At 68.1% G+C, this 17,448-nt stretch carries 19 protein-coding genes and 1 pseudogene; 12 read left to right on the forward strand and 8 right to left on the reverse strand.

Going from position 1 to position 17,448, the window contains the following annotated elements:
• Both B2K11_RS18790 and hutI read left to right on the forward strand, forming a co-directional pair.
• Positions 1-1,223 (forward strand): formimidoylglutamate deiminase (locus tag B2K11_RS18790; protein ID WP_163620622.1); only part of this gene is annotated, 1,223 nt, incomplete at its 5' end.
• Positions 1,220-2,365, forward strand: coding sequence for an imidazolonepropionase (gene hutI / locus B2K11_RS18795; protein ID WP_163620623.1), 1,146 nt, complete (start codon positions 1,220-1,222; stop codon positions 2,363-2,365). The genes B2K11_RS18790 and hutI, both read left to right, overlap by 4 nt.
• Positions 2,366-2,383: 18 nt before the next feature.
• On the opposite strand, the gene B2K11_RS18800 is transcribed toward hutI, so the two are convergent.
• Complete coding sequence (locus B2K11_RS18800; protein WP_163620624.1) at positions 2,384-2,542, reverse strand: hypothetical protein; 159 nt, start codon at positions 2,540-2,542, stop codon at positions 2,384-2,386.
• Positions 2,543-2,626: 84 nt separating this feature from the next.
• On the reverse strand, positions 2,627-3,574 hold the full coding sequence (locus B2K11_RS18805; protein WP_163620625.1) for a hypothetical protein: 948 nt from the start codon (positions 3,572-3,574) through the stop codon (positions 2,627-2,629).
• A 238-nt stretch (positions 3,575-3,812) separates the two neighbouring features.
• On the opposite strand from B2K11_RS18805, the gene B2K11_RS18810 reads away from it, so the two are divergent.
• Together B2K11_RS18810 and B2K11_RS18815 are read left to right on the forward strand one after the other, a co-directional pair.
• On the forward strand, positions 3,813-4,283 hold the full coding sequence (locus B2K11_RS18810) for an amino acid transporter (protein ID WP_163620626.1): 471 nt from the start codon (positions 3,813-3,815) through the stop codon (positions 4,281-4,283).
• Between the two features lie 106 nt (positions 4,284-4,389).
• Positions 4,390-4,707, forward strand: coding sequence for a hypothetical protein (locus B2K11_RS18815; protein WP_204260193.1), 318 nt, complete (start codon positions 4,390-4,392; stop codon positions 4,705-4,707).
• Between the two features lie 100 nt (positions 4,708-4,807).
• On the opposite strand, the gene B2K11_RS18820 is transcribed toward B2K11_RS18815, so the two are convergent.
• Both B2K11_RS18820 and B2K11_RS18825 read right to left on the reverse strand, forming a co-directional pair.
• Positions 4,808-5,551, reverse strand: a complete 744-nt coding sequence (locus B2K11_RS18820) for an alpha/beta hydrolase (protein ID WP_163620627.1) — start codon at positions 5,549-5,551, stop codon at positions 4,808-4,810.
• 38 nt (positions 5,552-5,589) lie between these two features.
• Positions 5,590-6,579 (reverse strand): alpha/beta hydrolase, encoded by a 990-nt coding sequence (locus B2K11_RS18825; protein ID WP_163620628.1) that lies wholly within the window; start codon positions 6,577-6,579, stop codon positions 5,590-5,592.
• Between the two features lie 214 nt (positions 6,580-6,793).
• Between B2K11_RS18825 and sigJ the strand changes: the two genes are divergently transcribed.
• The 3 genes from sigJ (at position 6,794) to B2K11_RS18840 (ending at position 9,234) form a co-directional block, all read left to right on the forward strand.
• Entirely contained in the window at positions 6,794-7,741 is a 948-nt protein-coding gene (gene sigJ / locus B2K11_RS18830) for an RNA polymerase sigma factor SigJ (RefSeq protein ID WP_239526261.1), read from the forward strand.
• A gap of 44 nt (positions 7,742-7,785) precedes the next feature.
• Complete coding sequence (locus B2K11_RS18835; protein ID WP_239526262.1) at positions 7,786-8,265, forward strand: MarR family transcriptional regulator; 480 nt, start codon at positions 7,786-7,788, stop codon at positions 8,263-8,265.
• 231 nt (positions 8,266-8,496) lie between these two features.
• Positions 8,497-9,234: an SDR family NAD(P)-dependent oxidoreductase gene (locus tag B2K11_RS18840; protein ID WP_163620630.1), complete on the forward strand. Its 738-nt coding sequence runs from the start codon at positions 8,497-8,499 to the stop codon at positions 9,232-9,234.
• Between the two features lie 66 nt (positions 9,235-9,300).
• On the opposite strand, the gene B2K11_RS18845 is transcribed toward B2K11_RS18840, so the two are convergent.
• Positions 9,301-9,897, reverse strand: a complete 597-nt coding sequence (locus B2K11_RS18845; RefSeq protein ID WP_163620631.1) for a hypothetical protein — start codon at positions 9,895-9,897, stop codon at positions 9,301-9,303.
• Positions 9,898-10,118: 221 nt separating this feature from the next.
• On the opposite strand from B2K11_RS18845, the gene B2K11_RS18850 reads away from it, so the two are divergent.
• The 5 genes and pseudogenes from B2K11_RS18850 (at position 10,119) to B2K11_RS18870 (ending at position 14,306) form a co-directional block, all read left to right on the forward strand.
• Positions 10,119-10,757, forward strand: coding sequence for a hypothetical protein (locus tag B2K11_RS18850; protein ID WP_163620632.1), 639 nt, complete (start codon positions 10,119-10,121; stop codon positions 10,755-10,757).
• A 274-nt stretch (positions 10,758-11,031) separates the two neighbouring features.
• Positions 11,032-12,543: a GAF domain-containing protein gene (locus tag B2K11_RS18855; protein ID WP_163620633.1), complete on the forward strand. Its 1,512-nt coding sequence runs from the start codon at positions 11,032-11,034 to the stop codon at positions 12,541-12,543.
• A complete protein-coding gene (locus tag B2K11_RS18860; RefSeq protein WP_163620634.1) occupies positions 12,540-13,184 on the forward strand; it encodes a response regulator transcription factor in 645 nt (214 codons plus the stop codon). The genes B2K11_RS18855 and B2K11_RS18860 overlap by 4 nt, the downstream gene beginning before the upstream one ends.
• 67 nt (positions 13,185-13,251) lie before the next feature.
• Positions 13,252-13,542, forward strand: a pseudogene (locus B2K11_RS18865) (hypothetical protein); the annotation flags it as partial.
• Positions 13,543-13,853: 311 nt separating this feature from the next.
• Positions 13,854-14,306 carry a pyridoxamine 5'-phosphate oxidase family protein gene (locus B2K11_RS18870; protein ID WP_163620635.1) on the forward strand — a complete coding sequence of 151 codons (453 nt, stop codon included), beginning with the start codon at positions 13,854-13,856 and terminating at the stop codon, positions 14,304-14,306.
• A gap of 21 nt (positions 14,307-14,327) precedes the next feature.
• Here the strand turns inward: B2K11_RS18870 and B2K11_RS20710 are convergent, their stop codons facing one another.
• The 3 genes from B2K11_RS20710 to B2K11_RS18880 form a co-directional block, all read right to left on the reverse strand.
• Positions 14,328-15,527, reverse strand: a complete 1,200-nt coding sequence (locus B2K11_RS20710) for a glucose PTS transporter subunit IIA (RefSeq protein ID WP_239526273.1) — start codon at positions 15,525-15,527, stop codon at positions 14,328-14,330.
• The gene (locus B2K11_RS20715) at positions 15,410-16,438 is read right to left on the reverse strand and encodes a PTS transporter subunit EIIB (RefSeq protein WP_239526277.1); all 1,029 of its coding nucleotides are present in this window, start codon (positions 16,436-16,438) and stop codon (positions 15,410-15,412) included. The genes B2K11_RS20710 and B2K11_RS20715 overlap by 118 nt, the downstream gene beginning before the upstream one ends.
• 423 nt (positions 16,439-16,861) lie before the next feature.
• Entirely contained in the window at positions 16,862-17,392 is a 531-nt protein-coding gene (locus B2K11_RS18880; protein WP_345770794.1) for a cupin domain-containing protein, read from the reverse strand.
• Between the last annotated feature and the right edge of the window lie 56 nt (positions 17,393-17,448).

Here is a 17,448-nt window from a genome sequence, read left to right on the forward strand (position 1 = left end):
CCGCGGCCCCCGCCGATGCGACGGTGCTCGACTTCGCGGTTCCCGGCTTCGCCAACGCGCACTCGCATGCCTTCCACCGGGCGCTCCGGGGGCGCACGCACGAGTCGGGATCGTTCTGGACGTGGCGCGAGCTCATGTACCGCGCCGCCGCCCGGCTGGACCCCACGATGTACCGGGACTTCGCGGCGGCGGTGTTCTCGGAGATGGTCGCGGTCGGGTGGACCAGCGTCGGCGAGTTCCACTACGTCCATCACCGTCCGGACGGCACCCCCTATGACGACCATGCGATGGAGATCGCGCTGGCGGATGCCGCAGCCGAGGCGAGTATCCGTCTCGTGCTGCTCGACACCTGCTATCTCGCGGGGGGCGTCGGTCGACCGCTCGCCGCGGAGCAGGCGCGCTTCGGCGACGCCGATGCGGGCGCGTGGCTGGACCGGTGGCGCTCGCTGCGCGCGGCCCTCGACGGCAGGTCTGAGCTCGTCACGCTCGGCGCCGCGCTGCACTCGGTGCGGGGTGTTCCGCGCGACGCGCTCGGCCACGTCGCCCGGGAACTGCCCGACGACGTGCCGCTGCACATCCATCTGTCGGAGCAGCCTGCCGAGAACGAGGACTGCGTCGCCGCTTACGGACTCACCCCCACCGAGCTCCTCGCCGAGGAGGGCGTGCTCTCGAGGCGGCTCTCGGTCGTGCATGCGACCCACCTGACCGAGGGCGACATCCGTCTTCTCGGGCAGGCGGGGGTTCACGCGGTGTTCTGCCCGACGACCGAGGCCGACCTCGGAGACGGCATCGGTCCTGCCGTCGAATTGATGGAGGCCGGGGCGACACTCGCCGTCGGGTCCGATCAGAACGCCGTGGTCGACCCGCTGCTCGAGCTCAGAGGTCTCGAAGCCGGCGAACGGCTGCGCTCGCTCCGCCGCGGGCGCATCGCGCCCGAATGGCTGTGGCGCATCGGCTCCGCCGGCGGCTACGGCGCACTCGGGCTCGCGGAGCCCGCCCGGCTCGGCGGACCGCTCGACCTCGTCGAGCTCGATCCGGTCTCGATCCGCACCGCCGGCAGCAGGATCGAGCAACTTCCTCTCACGGCGACGGCGGCGGACGTCACGCAAACGATCGTGGGCGGCCGCGTCGTCGTGCACGACGAGGTCGCGGTGGCCGAGCGCCTGCGTCGGTGCATCACCACGTTGTTCGAGGAGGACACGTTGTTCGAGGAGGACAGATGACCAGCGAGCTTGTGACCGGGATCAGCGAGCTGACGACGAACGACCCCGAGCGCGGCGGCCTGCTGGGCCGGATCACGGATGCCGCGGTCGTCGTCGACGGCGGCACGATCGCGTGGGTCGGGCACGCGGTGGATGCGCCCGCTGCCGACCGGCGCAGCGACCTCGGCGGACGCGCCGTGCTGCCGGGCTGGGTCGACTCGCACACCCACCTCGTCTTCGCCGGCGATCGGTCGGAGGAGTTCGAGCATCGGATGGCCGGCCACGCGTACCAGGCGGGGGGCATCCGCACCACGGTTCGCGCGACGACCGAGGCATCTGACGAGCGTCTCCGCACCGAGCTCTCGCTGCGACGAGCGGTCGCGCGGCGAAGCGGCACGACGTGGATGGAGATCAAGACCGGGTACGGGCTCAGCGTCGCCGCGGAGACGCGGCTGGCGCGCCTCGCCGCCGAGGTGACCACCGACGTGACGTTCCTGGGCGCGCACGTCGTTCCGCCGGACGTGGACGCCGACGACTACGTGGCGCTGGTCGCCGGCGAGATGCTCGACGCGGTGCGGCCGTATTGCACGTGGATCGACGTCTTCTGCGAGCGCGGCGCGTTCGATCCCGACCAGTCACGAGTCGTCCTGGAGGCCGGTCGGGCCGCCGGGCTCGGGCTCCGCGTGCACGGAAATCAGCTGGGCGAGGGCGACGGCGTGCAGCTCGCGGTGGAGCTGGATGCGGCATCCGTCGATCATTGCAACCACCTCAGCGCGCGCGACATCGAGGCGCTGGGATCGTCGGGCACCGTCGCGACCCTGCTGCCGGCGTGCGACCTCAGCACCCGCGAACCGTTCCCCCCGGCACGCGCGCTGCTGGATGCGGGTGCGACGATCGCGCTCGCGAGCAACGGCAACCCCGGCACGTCGAACACGACCTCCATGGCGTTCTGCGTCGCCACCGCCGTGCTGCAGATGCGTCTGACCGTGGAGGAGGCGGTGTGGGCGGCCACCGCCGGCGGCGCCGCGGCGCTGCGCCGGTCAGACAGCATCGGCGCGATCATCCCCGGCTACCGGGCGCACCTGCACGCGATCGATGCGCCGTCCGTCTCGCACTTCGCCTACCGCCCGGGCATGGATCTCACGTATCGGGTGTGGGGTTGACCGAGAGCCTGTCAGAGCTCACGCGTCATCGCCCCGCTCCCTGCGGGAGCACTTCCATTCCCACAGCTGCTCGACGCCGAAGAATCGACTCGTGCTCAGGACGACCACGGGCGTGATCACGACCGCGAGGATCAACCGCTGCCACCATTCGAACGGCTGGACGGCGCAGATCACCACACAGACGACAGCTATGAGACCGGCGCTCGACGAGAGGAACCTACCCAGGCGGCGCCTCAAACGACCGCTCCGACCGAACGAACGCTAGACACGGGGTCCGAGGCCCGTCATGACGACCTCGACGCCGCGAAGGGAGCGGAGCGCACCGGGATCGTCGACGTCCTCCACGTTGTCAAGGCGGAGCTCACGGAGAGCTGCGAGAGACGAGAGTGCCGCACACCCCGTCAGCCGGCCGATGTCGGCCAAGCTCACGTTCCGCAGGTGCTTGAGGTCTGAGAGAGCAGCGATGTCGAGGTGTCGCGGGCCCTGCACGTCGAGCTCACGCAGACCCGGGGCTGCGCCGACCACGTCGAGGGCGGTGAGGCCGGTGGCACCGTGGAGTGCGAGGCTCTTGAGCTCAGGAGGCACGCGCTCCAGACGGCCCGCGTCGACCTCTCCGAGATACAGCTCTCGCACGGCGGGCAGCGCTGTCACCGACTCACGCCCCCGCAATTCGCCCTCATAGAACGTCAGGCCTCTCAGCTTCGACAAGTCGATGTCGTCGCCGCCTGCCGCGATCAGCGAAAGGTGGGACAAGGCGGTCAGGTCGCCGATGCGGGCGGCGTGCACGGGACCGTATATCCAGAGCCCGCGGAGGTGCGGGAACCACTGGAGGAACTCCAGCTCACTGTGCTCACGGGGCACACGCCGCAACGCGAGCCCGAGCCCCTCGGAGAGGATCCGATCCGCTTCCGCGCGCGTGGGGATGCGGCGATCGAACTCTGCGAAGCGCGGGCCGCCGGGTGTGAGCGGGTCCGCGATGTGCAGCGCATCCACGACGTGGGCGGGCGAGGCGCTCGTGCCGGACGGCGACGGATTCCCGCGCGCGTGCCGGCGATAGTCGACCCAACCCGCAGAGAGGAAGATGCCGAGGCTCATGGTCAGCGCAACGACGACGTTCAGCCACCCGTACCCCATCACCAACACGATCAGGGGGATGCCCAGCGAGACGTAGGGATAGGGCGTCGGAACCAGCCAGCGAAGGAAGGTCATGTCAATTCCGCGCTTCCACCGATCCGCTTTAACCGTTGCGGTGCCCCCGACGAGCATCGCGCTCTCCGCCCCACCCGAACCAGGACATCGTTGCACGCCGCGCGAACCGGCCACCGACCGAAGGCGGGGCCTGTGGATATGCAGCTGCACCTGGGGCCGACCATAATCCGGTGACCGCTGCAGCCGGCATGCGAACAGCGCCGACACGCAGGGGCGGATGGTGAGCGAAGGTAGAGCCGTGGAGAGCAGCCAGGTCGTCGATCTGTTTCGCGTGTTCGCGGCCGCGGAACTGAGAGTGTGGCTGGCCGGCGGCTGGGCCGTGGACGCGATCGTGGGGCGTCAGACGCGAGCACACGGCGACATGGACGTGGCGGTGGACACGCGGGACCTGCGCAGGCTCCTCGAACTGCTCGGCGAGCGGTGTTTCGTCGTGACCACGGACTGGGCGCCTTCCCGGCTGGAACTCACGGCCCCCGACGGTCAAGCCGTCGACGTGCATCCCGTGGCATTCGCCGAAGACGGCAGCGGAGAGCAGGCGGGCCTGGGTGGCGACAGCTTCCACTACGCCTCGGACGGATTCGCCATAGGCACGATCGACGGCTCCGTGATTCCCTGCCTCGCCGTCGCCCAGCAGCTGCGCTTTCGGGAGGGGTACGAGCTTCGCGCCGCGGACATTCACGACCTCGAGCTGCTGCGGAAATACCGCTAGCGATCGTCAGCGCGGCGCGGAAGTCCGCCCGGCGCTGGCGGGAATCGCGTGGCATCTGTCGGATCACCCAGGTGCGCGGCATCCGGGTTCCGCGCACAATGGCGGCATGACAGGGCAGGGGAGCATCTTCCGGATGTGGCGCGGCACTGTGCGGAGCGAGGATGTCGACGAGTACGTCGCCTACATCGAGCGCACCGGCATGGCGGAATACCGCGAGACGCCCGGCAACCTCGACGCGTGGATGCTGACGCGCGACCTCGGCGACGGCACGACCGAGATCCTGACGGTCTCGCGCTGGGGGAGCTTGGAGGCCATCACACGCTTCGCCGGCGCCGACATCGACACCGCCGTCTACTACCCCGAGGACGACCGGTTCCTGGTCGAACGCGACGACGTCGTGCGTCATTGGACCCAGGTGTCGTAGACCCCGGCACGACTGGGCACCTGCGCGCACGGATGCCGTAGATGGGTGCTGACGCCCCGGGACCGGACCGGGCTCCGGGGCATCAGCAGACCCTGTGGGCCTATGCTGCGGCCTCCTCCGATGCGGCGACGTAGGCCTTGCCGGCTTCGGCGATGGTCGCGGCCACGGCTTCGGGGTTCGAAACCGATGTCGCGTGCGAAGCCCCGGCGATCTCGGTGGTGCCGCGGGATGAGGCCCGCGCTGCGCCGGCGCGCAGGACGGCGACCGGGATGTTGCGGTCCTGATCGCCGAACACATGCCAGGACGGGATGTCTTTCCACGCCGGCCGGTCGGTGGCGAGCCCTTCCGAAAGCGCGGCCTGGGTCACCGGACGCTGCGTCGCCGCCATGATGTCGGTGACATCCTCAGGGACATCCGCCGCGAACTGGTCGTGGAACAGCTCCGGACGGATCACGAACTCGTTGCCACCGGTCGCGACGGGGTACGCCGCGAGAGCGTCGCCGAGGGTGCTCCCGGGCGCGCTCGTGGAGAGGTCGAACGCGCTCTGCCCGGTCTCGGGCACGAAGGCGTTGACGTACACGAGGCCGACGACGTTGCTGCTGTCCGCGGCGGCCTGCGTGATGATCATCCCGGCGTAGGAGTGGCCGACGAGGACGACAGGCCCGTCCACCGAGGCGATGACATCGCGGACGTACGCGGCGTCGCTCGAGAGGCTGCGCAGCGGGTTGGCCGCCGCGATCGCGCGGACTCCGTGCTCCTGCAGGCGGGCGATGACGCCGTTCCAGGACGCGGACTCGGCGAAGGCGCCGTGAACGAGGACGATGGTGGGCTTCTGGTTTGACATGATCTGCTTCCTTCTCGTGTGTTGTCGGTGTGGCTGGATCAGGCGAGAGCGGTGGCCTTGGCCGGGGTGAGGACGGCCCGCTCGGGATCGAAGGCCTTGCGCAGGATGAAGACGGCCTGCTCCACCGCGGCGGTGGTTGCCGCCGACGGGCGCAGCGGGTTGAGCATCATGAAGTCGTGGATGGTGGCGTCGTAGCGGACAAGGGTGGTGCGCACCCCTGCCTCGATGAGCTTCCGTCCGTACGCTTCGCCCTCATCGCGGAGGACGTCGTTCTCGTCCACGATGAGGAAGGTCTCGGGCAGTCCGGCGAGGTCGTCGACCGAACCCTGCAGTGGTGAGGCGGTGACGTCCTTGCGCGCCTCGGCGTCGGGAAGGTAGCAGTCCCAGAACCAGGCCATCGCGTCGGCGCGCAGGTGGAAGCCTTCGGCGAACTCGCGGTAGCTGCCGGTGTCCATGCCGGAATCGGTGACGGGGTAGTACAGCGACTGGTGGATGAACGTGACATCCCCGCGCCGCTTGGCGAGGATCGCGACGACGGCCGCCATGTTGCCGCCGACGGAATCTCCGGCGATGGCGAGGCGGGCGGCATCCAGCCCCTTCGCGGCACCTTCCCGCGTGATCCACTGCGCGACGGCGTAGGCCTGCTCGATGGCGACGGGATGCCGCGCCTCGGGCGACCGGTCGTACTCGACGAACACCACCGCAGCGTCCGCGCCCGTCGCGATCTCGCGAACGAGCCGGTCGTGGGTGCCCGCGTTGCCGAGGACCCAGCCTCCCCCGTGGACGAAGAGCACGGCCGGGAGCGGGCCGCTCGCACCGATCGGCTTCGCGATGCGAACCCGGACGTCGCCGACGGCCGCCGGCACGGTGAGCCACTCCTCCTCGATGTCGGGTTTGTCGACGGGTGCGGCCTGCACATCGTCGAGGAGTTTGCGCGCACCTTCGACGCCGAGATCGGCGAGGAACGGTGGGGCCGAGGTGAGGTCGGCGAACGCCTGGGCCTCCGGCTGCAGAGTGTGGTCGAACATGTCGGTTCCTTCTGTCTGGTGACGGGTGGGCGGTGCGAAAGCTCGACCAGTTCGTGCCGAGCCTGCAAAGAAGACCGCGGATCGCCCGCCGTTGTGACACCGACGTCGAAGAAGATGAGATCTGGTCCTATTTACCCGGACCAGATGTTAACGCTTCCTATTTACTAGCACACAAGGTATCTTCATTCTCGCGAGCTGAGGAATGGAGCGAGAAGTGACCATCGACCCACGCACTGCACTGGCTGATGACGACCCGGACGTGGAGGCCTACACGCGGTCGAGACGGATGCTGTTCGGCATCGCGTACCGCATCCTCGGCAACGCGGCTGACGCTGAAGACGTCCTCCAGGAGACCTGGGTGCGGTGGCAGCTCTGTGATCGCGGCGCTGTCCGAGAGCCGGCCGCGTTCCTGGCAACGACCACGACCCGCCTTGCCATCAACGTGCTCACCAGCGCGCACACGCGCCGCGAGACCTACATCGGGCCGTGGCTTCCAACCCCCGTGGACACCAGCAGCGACCCCACGCTCGGCGCCGAGCGGGCCGAAGCCCTGGCGTTGGCGACATTGCTCCTCATGGAGCGGCTCACACCGACCGAGCGGGCGGCCTACGTCCTGCGCGAAGCATTCGTATACCCGTACGCCCGCATCGCGGAGGTCGTCGAGACGACCGAGGCTGCCGCGCGCCAGCTCGTCAGCCGAGCCCGCAAGCATCTCGCCGGCGACGCCCGGCGCGGGGTGAGCCTGGAAGCCCAGCGCCTCTTCTTCCAGGCGTTCCTCGATGCAGCCCGCAGCGGCGATACCGCCGTCCTCGAGCGCATGCTCGCGACCGATGCGGTGAGCTACACCGATGGCGGGGGCGCCGTCCACCGCACCGCCCGCCGCCCGATCCGCAGCCGCGACAAACTCGTCCGGTTCCTCCTCGGGATCTCGAAGTGGTTCTGGGGCGATGTCACATTGCAGCCGGTCAGAGCGAACGGACAAGAAGCCGCCCTCCTGTCGCGCGAAGGACGCGTCTTCGCCCTGCTGACGATCACCCTCGAGGCTGGCGCCGTCAGTCAGATCATGTGGGTCATGAATCCTGCGAAACTCGGCGCCATCGCGCCCGCAGAGGCGGCTCGGCAGGGACCCCTGGGCGCGGAGCTCTCGGATGTGTATCTGTAATTACCTCGCCTGCTATTGACTGGAGCACGTGGTAGCGTCGATGCGTGACCGAGGAAGCCTCCGCTGCCCCCGTCGTGGCGCTCGACGACATGGTGTGCTTCAACCTGCACGCCGCGTTCCGCGCCGTCACCGCGGTGTATCGGCCGCTGTTGGAACCCCTCGGGCTCTCGTACCCGCAGTACCTGGTCCTCGCGATGCTCTGGGAGCACGGCGACCTCCCGGTCGGCGAGCTGGTCTCACGACTGCGGTCGGACTACGGGACCATCACCCCCCTCGTAAAGCGCATGGAGACGCAAGGGCTCGTCACCCGCACCCGTAACCCGAAGGACGAGCGATCCGTCACCGTGGCACTCACACCCGAGGGCGATGCGCTCAGGGTCCACGCACCGCGGATCTACCAGGTCATCACAGACACGTTCGGGTTCACCCCGGAGAAGGCGGATGCCGCGCTCGACGTGCTCCAGTCGATCGTCGCGAACGCCGCCAAGACGCCGGCAGCCGACGAGCGTCACCCTGGGCCATGAGCCCTCAGCAGCCGCATCACGTCGCGATCGCCCGAGCCTGACGGCAGGCGCAGCTCGACGGCTTCCCGGACAGCACGCTGCATCCGTCACAACTGCTGCTCCTCCCTTGTCATAGCTGCGGGTGCACAACCGTGCGCCCTGGACACGCGGAAGGCCAGGAGATCCCGAAGATCGCGGCTCCCCTGAACCCCCATCCCGCGGGTCCCCGACATACGGGTATCGGAGGAACAGATGAGCGACAGCCTCGACGATCGGGTCGTGCTCGTGACCGGCGCATCTTCAGGAATCGGACGCGCCACCGCCCTGGCGCTTGCACGCGGCGGAGCGAAGGTCGCCGCAGGTGCGCGCCGACGAGACCGGCTGCGGACTCTCGCCGACGAAGCGCCCGGTGAGCTGTTCCCACTGGAACTGGACGTCACCGACTCCGGGTCGGTCCAACGGGCGATCGCCGCGACCGTCGAGAGGTTCGGGCGTCTCGACGCCCTCGTGAACAATGCGGGGCTCATGCAGAGCGGGATGATCCTGGGTGCGGATACGCGCGAGTGGGTCCAGATGGTCGAGACCAATCTCCTGGGTTCCATGTATGCGGTCCACGCGGCACTGCCTCATCTGATCGAAACGCGGGGGGCGATCGTCCAGGTGTCTTCGACCTCCGGACGCATCGCCTCGCTCGGGAGCGGCGTGTACTCGGCGACCAAGTTCGGCATCTCGGCATTCTCCGAGGCGCTGCGTCAAGAGGTGACCGCCCGCGGGGTGCGCGTCATCCTGATCGAACCCGGGTTCGTCGCCACCGAGCTCACCAGCCACATCACGGATCCGGCCATGCGGGCAACCGCGGCGGAGATCGGACAGTCCATGCGGACGCTGGTGCCGGAGGATATCGCGCAGGCGGTCGTCTACGCCCTGAGCCAGCCCGACCATGTCGCGGTGAATCAGATCCTCATCCGCCCCACCGATCAGGTCCGCTGACACCGGTTCTCGCTCGCACGCCCGTGCGATGGCCGGGTGCGCGAGTGCCCGGATCTCCCTCCCCAGTCACCCCGCGGACGCTACCCGGATGCGGCGGCGTTCGTAAGTCAGCGTCGCCGCGAGGAGCAGCAACCCGACGGCCACCCCCGCGATCTGGGCCGGAAGAGGCTCCACCTCCCTTGCGAAGATCAGAAGGAGGGCTACGAGCGCTCCCCCGAGGACGGCGTTCACGGCTCCGACCATGCTCGCCATGGTGAAGAGAAACGAGGAGCGGGAGTAACGCACACCCAACTCGCCGGTGCGCGGGCTGTCGAGCGAGATCAGATCCGGCCCCGAGGGATGCAAACCGACGAAATGTTCCCTGATCCGCTCCATGCGCCGGCGCACGGTGATGTTCTCGACGCTGGTGTCGACCAGCCGCACGACGGTGAACCACCCCAGCATGAAGATCGTCGGGAAGACAGTGAAGGCGAGACTGGCCAGCAACGCCGGCGATCCGCCCGCGAACCCGATCGCCACGAGCCCACTGGACAGTGTCGACAAGTAGATCGTGCTGCGCGTCCCGGCCTCACTGATCGTCGAGCTCGCGACAGATTGGAGCACGAAGAGCTCTGTGCCCACAGCACTGTTGAACGCGGAGGCGTTGGAGTCGGCATCCGCCATCATGCGCTCCTCACGATCGCGGCCGTGTCGGCGCCCGTCGCCCGGTTCGCCATGGTCAGTCATCACAGGTCCTTCCGATGTCGAGGTGCGAGTCGGTCCCGGCCGTTGTCAGTCGGCCACCCACGCAAGACAAGACCGGACGAAACCCGCGGATGTGACGACCGGAAGAGAACAGGGCCGTGTCGTGGTGCGGCAGCCCGAGTGTGCGGAAGGATGCTTTCATGCCTGGGATACGTCGACTCCGCGCAGGGGCCACGGTGAGCGTGAGCGTCGTCGTCCTCCTCGTCCTTGCGCTCGGTGGATGCGCATCGGAGGCGCCTGCAACGGATGCAGCCGATCCGAGCTCGATCGCCGAGCGCGCCAGCGTCGTCGGGATCGCGCCCGAACTCGTGTACACCACCCGGGTGGACGGCTACGACCTGGCGCCGCAGTCCGTCGGGCCGGGTGCCGCTGACGGGATGTCGGCCACCTGGGTCAAGGAGACCACCGGGGCCATGCTGACCATTCGAACGGACCGAGGTGAACTGACGGCGGCGTCCTGCGCCGAGACGCCGCTGTGGGATGCGCCGGACGAAGCGGTGACGTGCACCGATGAGGAAGGCGTCTGGCACCGATCGAGCGGCAGCGTCCACGAGTACATCGCGGTCCGGGACGGCGCGTTGATCCGAGTCACGGGGATGAGCGACGCCTCGCCCGAAGAGCTTCTGGCAGCCGCGAAGGCGGTGCACGTGCCGTCGGATGCCGAACTCCAACTCCTCTTCTCCGACCTTCCGGAGGTCTCCCCTGAGCCGGTCGAGCGTGGCGACCTGCCCGAGAACGGCGACGGAGCGCCCATCGATCCCGTCGGACCGGGCGGCTGACCCTGCCGCGCGAAGCTGCTCCGCAACGCCCTGCCCCCACCCAAAGCGGTGACAGCGGCCCACCGACGCGCGTGCGGCCTCGCTAGAATCGCGTCGACGGGAGCCGGCTATGACCGAGGACGCGGCATCAACAGCCCACCGGGGCGGTGATCGGGGAGCCGGGGCTGATGCCAAGCGCTCGCAAGACCGACTCCGGGACCTGCTGCGGGCGACGACCTCTGTCGTAGAGAGGCTCGATCTCGAGGTCGTGCTTCGCCGTCTCGTGGAGGCCGGCATGAGCCTCGTCGGTGCGCGGTACGGTGCGTTGGGGGTGATCAGCGCAGAGGGCGGCCTCGAGCGCTTCATCCATGTCGGAATCGACACGCCGACGGTGGAGCGCATCGGTCCTCTCCCGTCGGGGCGCGGTGTTCTGGGTGCCGTCATCGCTGACCGCGAGCCGATCCGACTGGACCATCTGCACGAAGACCCGCGTTCTGCGGGGTTCCCCGCCCAGCATCCTGAGATGGAGTCGTTCCTCGGCGTACCCTTGCGGGTCGGCGAGCAGGTCTACGGCAATCTCTACCTGACGGAGAGCGAGAACGGATCTTTCAGCGCAGAGGATGAAGAACTCATCGTCGCGCTTGCGGCCACCGCCGGCATCGCCATCGAGAACGCCCGCCTGTACGACGTCGCCCGCACCCGAGAGAACTGGAACGCCACCATCGCGGAGGTGATGGCTGCCATGTTGGATGTCAGCGGCGAGAACGTGCTCGACGTCATCGCGGAACGCGTCGCGGCGCTGATCGACGCTGACCGCGTAGCGGTCGCGGTCCCGCGCGGCGATGGCGAGCTGGCCTTGACGACCGTCTACGGCTCCGACTCGGATCAGCTCCGCGGCCGCGCATACCCAGCGGCCGGGACGCTCTCTGCTCGCGTCCTCGCCACCCGGCGCGCAGTGAGCAGCGACGGCCGGTCACAATGGACCACGCTGGACTGGTGGCCACAGGTCGGACCGACGTTGGCGATCCCTCTGTTCGCGAACGACGAACCGCTCGGCGTGCTGAGCGTCTCACGACCGAAAGGCGGAGAGGCGTTCACCGACGCAGACGTGGATATGGCATTCGCATTCGCCGCTCAAGCCAGCATCGCCCTCGAAGTGGTGCGCGCACGCGAAGACCGCCAGCGGCTGACTACTGCGCAAGACCGAGAGCGCATCGCACGCGACCTGCATGACCATGTCATCCAGCGCCTGTTCGGCGCCGGACTTGCGCTCCAAGCTGTCTCGGCCACCGTCGACCCCGAGAGCTCCTCTGACATCGACGCCCAGATCGACGCGATCGATGCGGCCATCCGGGACATCCGCACGGTCATCTTCGCTCTCAGCAGCGGCGAACGGCGTGGATCGAAACGAGTGCGAGACCGGCTCCTGGACGTCGTGGCGGAAGTCGCGGCAACGTGGACGTCCCAGCCGCGGATCTCGTTCGCGGGCCCGCTCGACAGCCTTGTCTCCGCTGAGCTCGCAGATGACTTGGTGGCGGTGCTCAGAGAACTGCTCACGAACGTCTTCAAGCATGCCCAGGCGCAGACCCTCGAGATCGAAGTGGCGATCGCCGGGGAGGACGTGACGCTGGTTGTGGCCGACGACGGACAGGGGATCTCCGACTCCGCGCCGCGAAGCGGACTCGCCAACGTCGCCGAACGCGCGTCGCTGCGAACGGGCTATTGCCGGGTCGCCTCCCGCGCGGAGCGCGGCACTCGGATCGAGTGGAGCGTCCCGGTTGGTCCCGCTCATGCGGAGCGCGCATGATCCGCGTGTTCCTCGTCGACGACCACGAGATCGTGCGGCGCGGGATAGCTCAACTGGTCGATGCCGAGGTCGATCTGGACGTCGTCGGCGAAGCCGCGACGGTACACGAGGCCATGCGCAGGATTGCGGCCACGCGGCCGGATGTCGCGGTGCTGGATGCGCGTCTTCCCGACGGGAGCGGTATCGACTTGTGCCGCGACATCCGTTCTGCGAACCCGGACGTGTTCTGCCTCATCTTGACCGCATACGACGACGACGAAGCACTCCGTTCCGCCGTGCTCGCCGGCGCGAGCGGCTACGTGCTGAAGGACGTTCGAAGTCGGTTCCTGGTCGAGGCCATCCGCCGGGCCGCCAGCGGAGCGACCGTCCAGGCAACGGATGTCCTGCTGCATGCCGCGAAGGCCCTGCACCCGGAGTCGCAGACCGCTCGCGAATCCCCGCGCCCCGCCCTGTCGCTCCGAGAGAACCAGATCCTCTCACTGATCGCAGAAGGACTCACGAATCGCGAGATCGGTGAACGCCTCGGCCTGGCGGAGAAGACGGTGAAGAACTACGTGAGTGGACTGCTTGCCAAGCTAGGGATGGAACGCCGCACTCAAGCCGCCGTGTACGGTGCTGAGCGCAAGCACCACCAGGGCTGACCGGACGCCCGCGAGGACGGGACCTTCGGCCTATGCGTGCGGGGACAGACGAACGAGGATTCGTCCCATGGGGACGATCTATTACGGCGGGTCTGCGACCCCGATTCACATCGAGGACCGCGCGCTCGCGCACCTCAAAGTGGTGATCGCCACGAAGCTCCGGCGCAACGAGAGCTTCACGGTGTCCTGGCGGCATCCGGAGGACCAGCCCCGCGGCCGCACCACCATCTGGCTAGGGCCGTCGATCCCCCTGCGGTTCGTCTTCGACGACTCGAAGCCGGCGGAACTGTCCCGGGCATGGATCGAGGAGCTCGCCAAGTCGGCGAACTCCTCGGGCGGGATCATGCTCATCGCCGACCACTTCGACACCGACCTGGAGCACACGCTCACGGCATCCGGCGATCTCGATCAGGACAAGGGCGTGTGGCACCCGGAGACCGACGAGCCGCCCGTCGCCGAAGACGACCCCTCGAGTGGTCCGGACAACGCTCGCGCCCGGCGCCGGACTCTGGCGCGCCCATGACACATCGTCTGCGCCTCCCGTGACGGCGCCGGCGTAAAGCGAACACGACCTGCCTGCCGCCCGCGGTGGCGGATCCGTTGCATCCGCGATTGACTGTGCAGAGCAGACGCCCGCCGACATCTGCTCCGCACGGGAGGCTCATCCTCATGGACTCGAATCAGGACTCCGCCGTCTTGGCAATGACCACCGATGAATGCTGGAATCTGCTCGCGCGGCGCGAACTCGGACGCCTCGCCACCAGTGTCGACGATGTACCCGACATCTTTCCCGTCAACTACGTCGTCGACGGACCGTCTGTGCTCTTCCGCACGGCTCCGGGGTCCAAACTCGCTGAGATCTCCGCCAACCGACAGGTCGCCTTCGAGGTCGACGAGTACGACGACGCACAAGCCGCGAGCGTGGTGATCAAGGGGACCGCGAGGCGCCTCGAGACTCAGAGTGAGATCGACGCCGCCGATGCACTCGGCCTCGTTTCATGGGCGCCGACCCTGAAATACCGCTGGGTGCGCATCTCCGCGCATACCGTCAGCGGTCGACGCTTCGCGCGAGCGCTGGAGCCGGACCGGTACCGCGCCAGCGATGTGGACGACAGGAACTGAGCGCCCGGCACGCAGTACCCGTCATGGTGGCGCGTCCGTCGCCGGCCGCTTGGGAAGCACCGTGATCACCGGCGTCCCGGCCGTCACCGTGCCTTCAAGGACGGGGGTGATGTCCCCGAAGTCATCGGCGTTGAGCACGACTACGGGGGTGATCAGCGGGTACCCGGCCGCCTCGATCACTTTCCGATCGAAGGTCACGAGCGGCGTACCGAGCTCGACGCGGTCGCCGTTCTTCACCTTCACGTCGAAACCCTCGCCCTTCAGGTTGACGGTGTCGATGCCGACGTGGATCAGCAGTTCCACCCCGCCGTCGAGGACGAGACCGAACGCGTGACCCGTCGGCTGCGCAGCCGCGATGACTCCCGGCGCTGGCGCGTACACGGTGTCGCCGGCCGGGATGATGGCCACACCCGGGCCCATCGTCCCTCCAGCGAACACGGGGTCGGGCACCTCCGAGAGAGGTACGACCTCGCCGTCGAGGGGTGCGGCGACCTCGATCGCGACGCGCTCGAGCAGCGCGGTGGCCGTTGCGGCCGTCGCTGCAGCGGCCGAAGGCTCCGATGCGTCGATCGCGCGGGCCTCGCCCGCCTCCACGGCCGCCGGCGCAACGTGTTCCGCTACGGCGGCGGCCTCGGCGGCATCCCGTACCGCCTCGAACTCCGCCTGCTGCTCGGGCGTGCGGAAGTTGGCACCCATCACGAGGAACATCGACGTGAAGAATGCGCCGGCGATCGCGATCGCGTAGAGGCCGATCGGTTCGAACGCCGGGATCGTCAGCAGCGATGTGAACACGAACGCCGGGGTCGTGATGCCGTCCGGCAGGCTCATGATCCAGCTGCCCGTGCCGATGATGAGGCCGCCGACGAAGCATCCGACGAGCATGCGCGGATAGATCCTCTTGAAGCGCAGATGGATTCCGTACAGAGACGGCTCCGAGATCCCGCCGAGCAGGCCGGCCGCGAGGGCACCCGTCGCAGTCTGCCGCATCTGCGTGTCACGGTGGCGCATCGCGAGCACGAGCACACCGGCGGTCGCGCCGAAGCACGCGAAGTTCCACGCACCCATCGGGCCCTGGATGAAGTCGTATCCGAGTGTCTGGATGTTCAGGAGCATGACGGCGTTGATGGGCCAGTGCAGACCCAGCGGCACCATGAAGGGATAGGCGAGCGGGATGACGATCGCGAAGATGAACGGCGAGAAGCCGTTGATCGCCGCGAGCAGGTTCGCCAGCGCAGCCCCGGCGTAGACGCCGATCGGGCCGATATGAACGCCGTCAGCGGGATCATGACGAGCATCGCGAGGAACGGCACGAAGATGAGCTGCAGGTTGGGCGTGATGATCTTGCGCAGCAGCTTGTAGAGCGGACCGAGGGCAGCGGCCATGAGCAGCGGCGGGAAGACCTGCGAGCTGTAGTCGAAGATCGTCAGCGGGAAGCCGAAGATGGGGACGATCGTGACGTCCACGCCGAAGACGTTCGTCGGCTCCACCCCATCGCCGAGCGCCAGGAACCCCGGGAGCATCAGCACCGCCATGATCCCGATACCCACCCAGGGGTCGGCGCCGATCTTCTTCGATGCGTTGTAGGCGACCATCAGCGGCAGGAACACGAAGATGCACTGCCACATCAGGTTGACGAACGCCCACTGCGGTTCCAGCGTGACGCCGGGCGCGTTCCAGTCGGGGATGACGTTCAGAGTGGCCATGAGGGCCATGAAGGTGATGAAGAACGACGCCCCGAGCAATGCCCCGAGGAGCGGCCGGAACGAGTCCGACAGGAACTCGAAGAAGGAGTCGATCCACGCGACCTTGCCGCGGACGCCCTTGGCGCGCTCCCGCGCCTTGATCGCGTCGATATCGTCGGCCCCGCCACCTCCGCCGCCGGACTTCATATCCGGAAGCGCCATGATGTCGTTGTATACGGTCTGGACCGCGCCGCCCATGACGACTTGGTAGCGGTCGCCGGCTTGCGGTACCGCGCCCATCACACCCGGGATGGCCTCGACGACTTTCTGGTCGACGCTTGAAGAGTCCACCAGCTGGAATCTCAGCCGGGTCGCGCAATGCGTGAGGCTATCGATATTGGCCGGCCCGCCGACACTCTTGACGATGTCGGCTGCGGTGTTGTTTGCCATCAGATCGTCTCCCTTGAAGAGCTCCCCGCCGAAATGTGCGGCGGCCCCTGGAGCGACAGTGAGGGATGACCGCCATTTGAGCGTGATGCTTATACCGGCTCGTCTCGGAAGTGCGCGATTCAGCCCCTCACGCCGGTGCCACCTGAGTCGGGCAGATCACGGTCTGTCCGGGCGGAACCTCGACGACCGCACCCCCACCCCTGTCAGTACGCGCTTCAAGATCGCGGTCGGTCGTCTGGACACAGGCATCCGGTGGCCGCAGGGGGTGTAATGACAGTCACTATTCACTCCGCGGCGTGGCTTCGGCGACCGTTGGTGTCGTCGCCCTCGTCGCCGTGTCGCTCAGCGGATGCGCGTCGCAGACGCCGGAGAACGGCGACGGTGCGCCGATCGATCCGGTCGGACCGGGCGGCTGACGCGGCGTCACTCCTGTTCGTGCGTCGCCCCGCCGTTGCCGCGTGCGTCGTACTCGGCGTCGGTGACGTGGTCGCCCCAGACCGCGCTGGGCTGACCGGGAAGGGTGTCCCAGATGGCGAGGTGGGTCATGAAGCTTCCGGGCGCGGCGCCATGCCAGTGCTCTTCATCGGGCGGGCAGATCACGGTCTGTCCGGCCGGAACCTCCACGGCCGCGCTGCCACGGGACTGTATCCGCGCGATCCCTTCCAGGACATGAAGGGTCTGCCCTCCGGGATGCGAGTGCCACGCGGTTCGCGCGCCAGGAGCGAAACGGACGAGACCGGCGTTGGCTTGCTGTCCGGGTGCGCTGGGCGCGGCGATCGGGTCGAGCCATACGTCGCCCGTGAACCACTCGGGCGGATTCTTGACCGTGTCCGGCCGCTGTACTTGCATCGGGTTTCCCTTCGCTGGTCTGATGAAGCTGTTGTCCAGTGTGCGCCGGACACCTCTGGCGAGGGAGGCCCTGTCAGTACGCGCTTCAACATCGCGGTCGGCCATCTGGACACAGGCATCCGGGCAGCCGCAGGGGTGTAATGACAGTCACTCCCAGCCGC

The organism is Microbacterium sp. B35-30, from assembly GCF_010634855.1.
Taxonomy (GTDB): Bacteria; Actinomycetota; Actinomycetes; order Actinomycetales; family Microbacteriaceae; genus Microbacterium.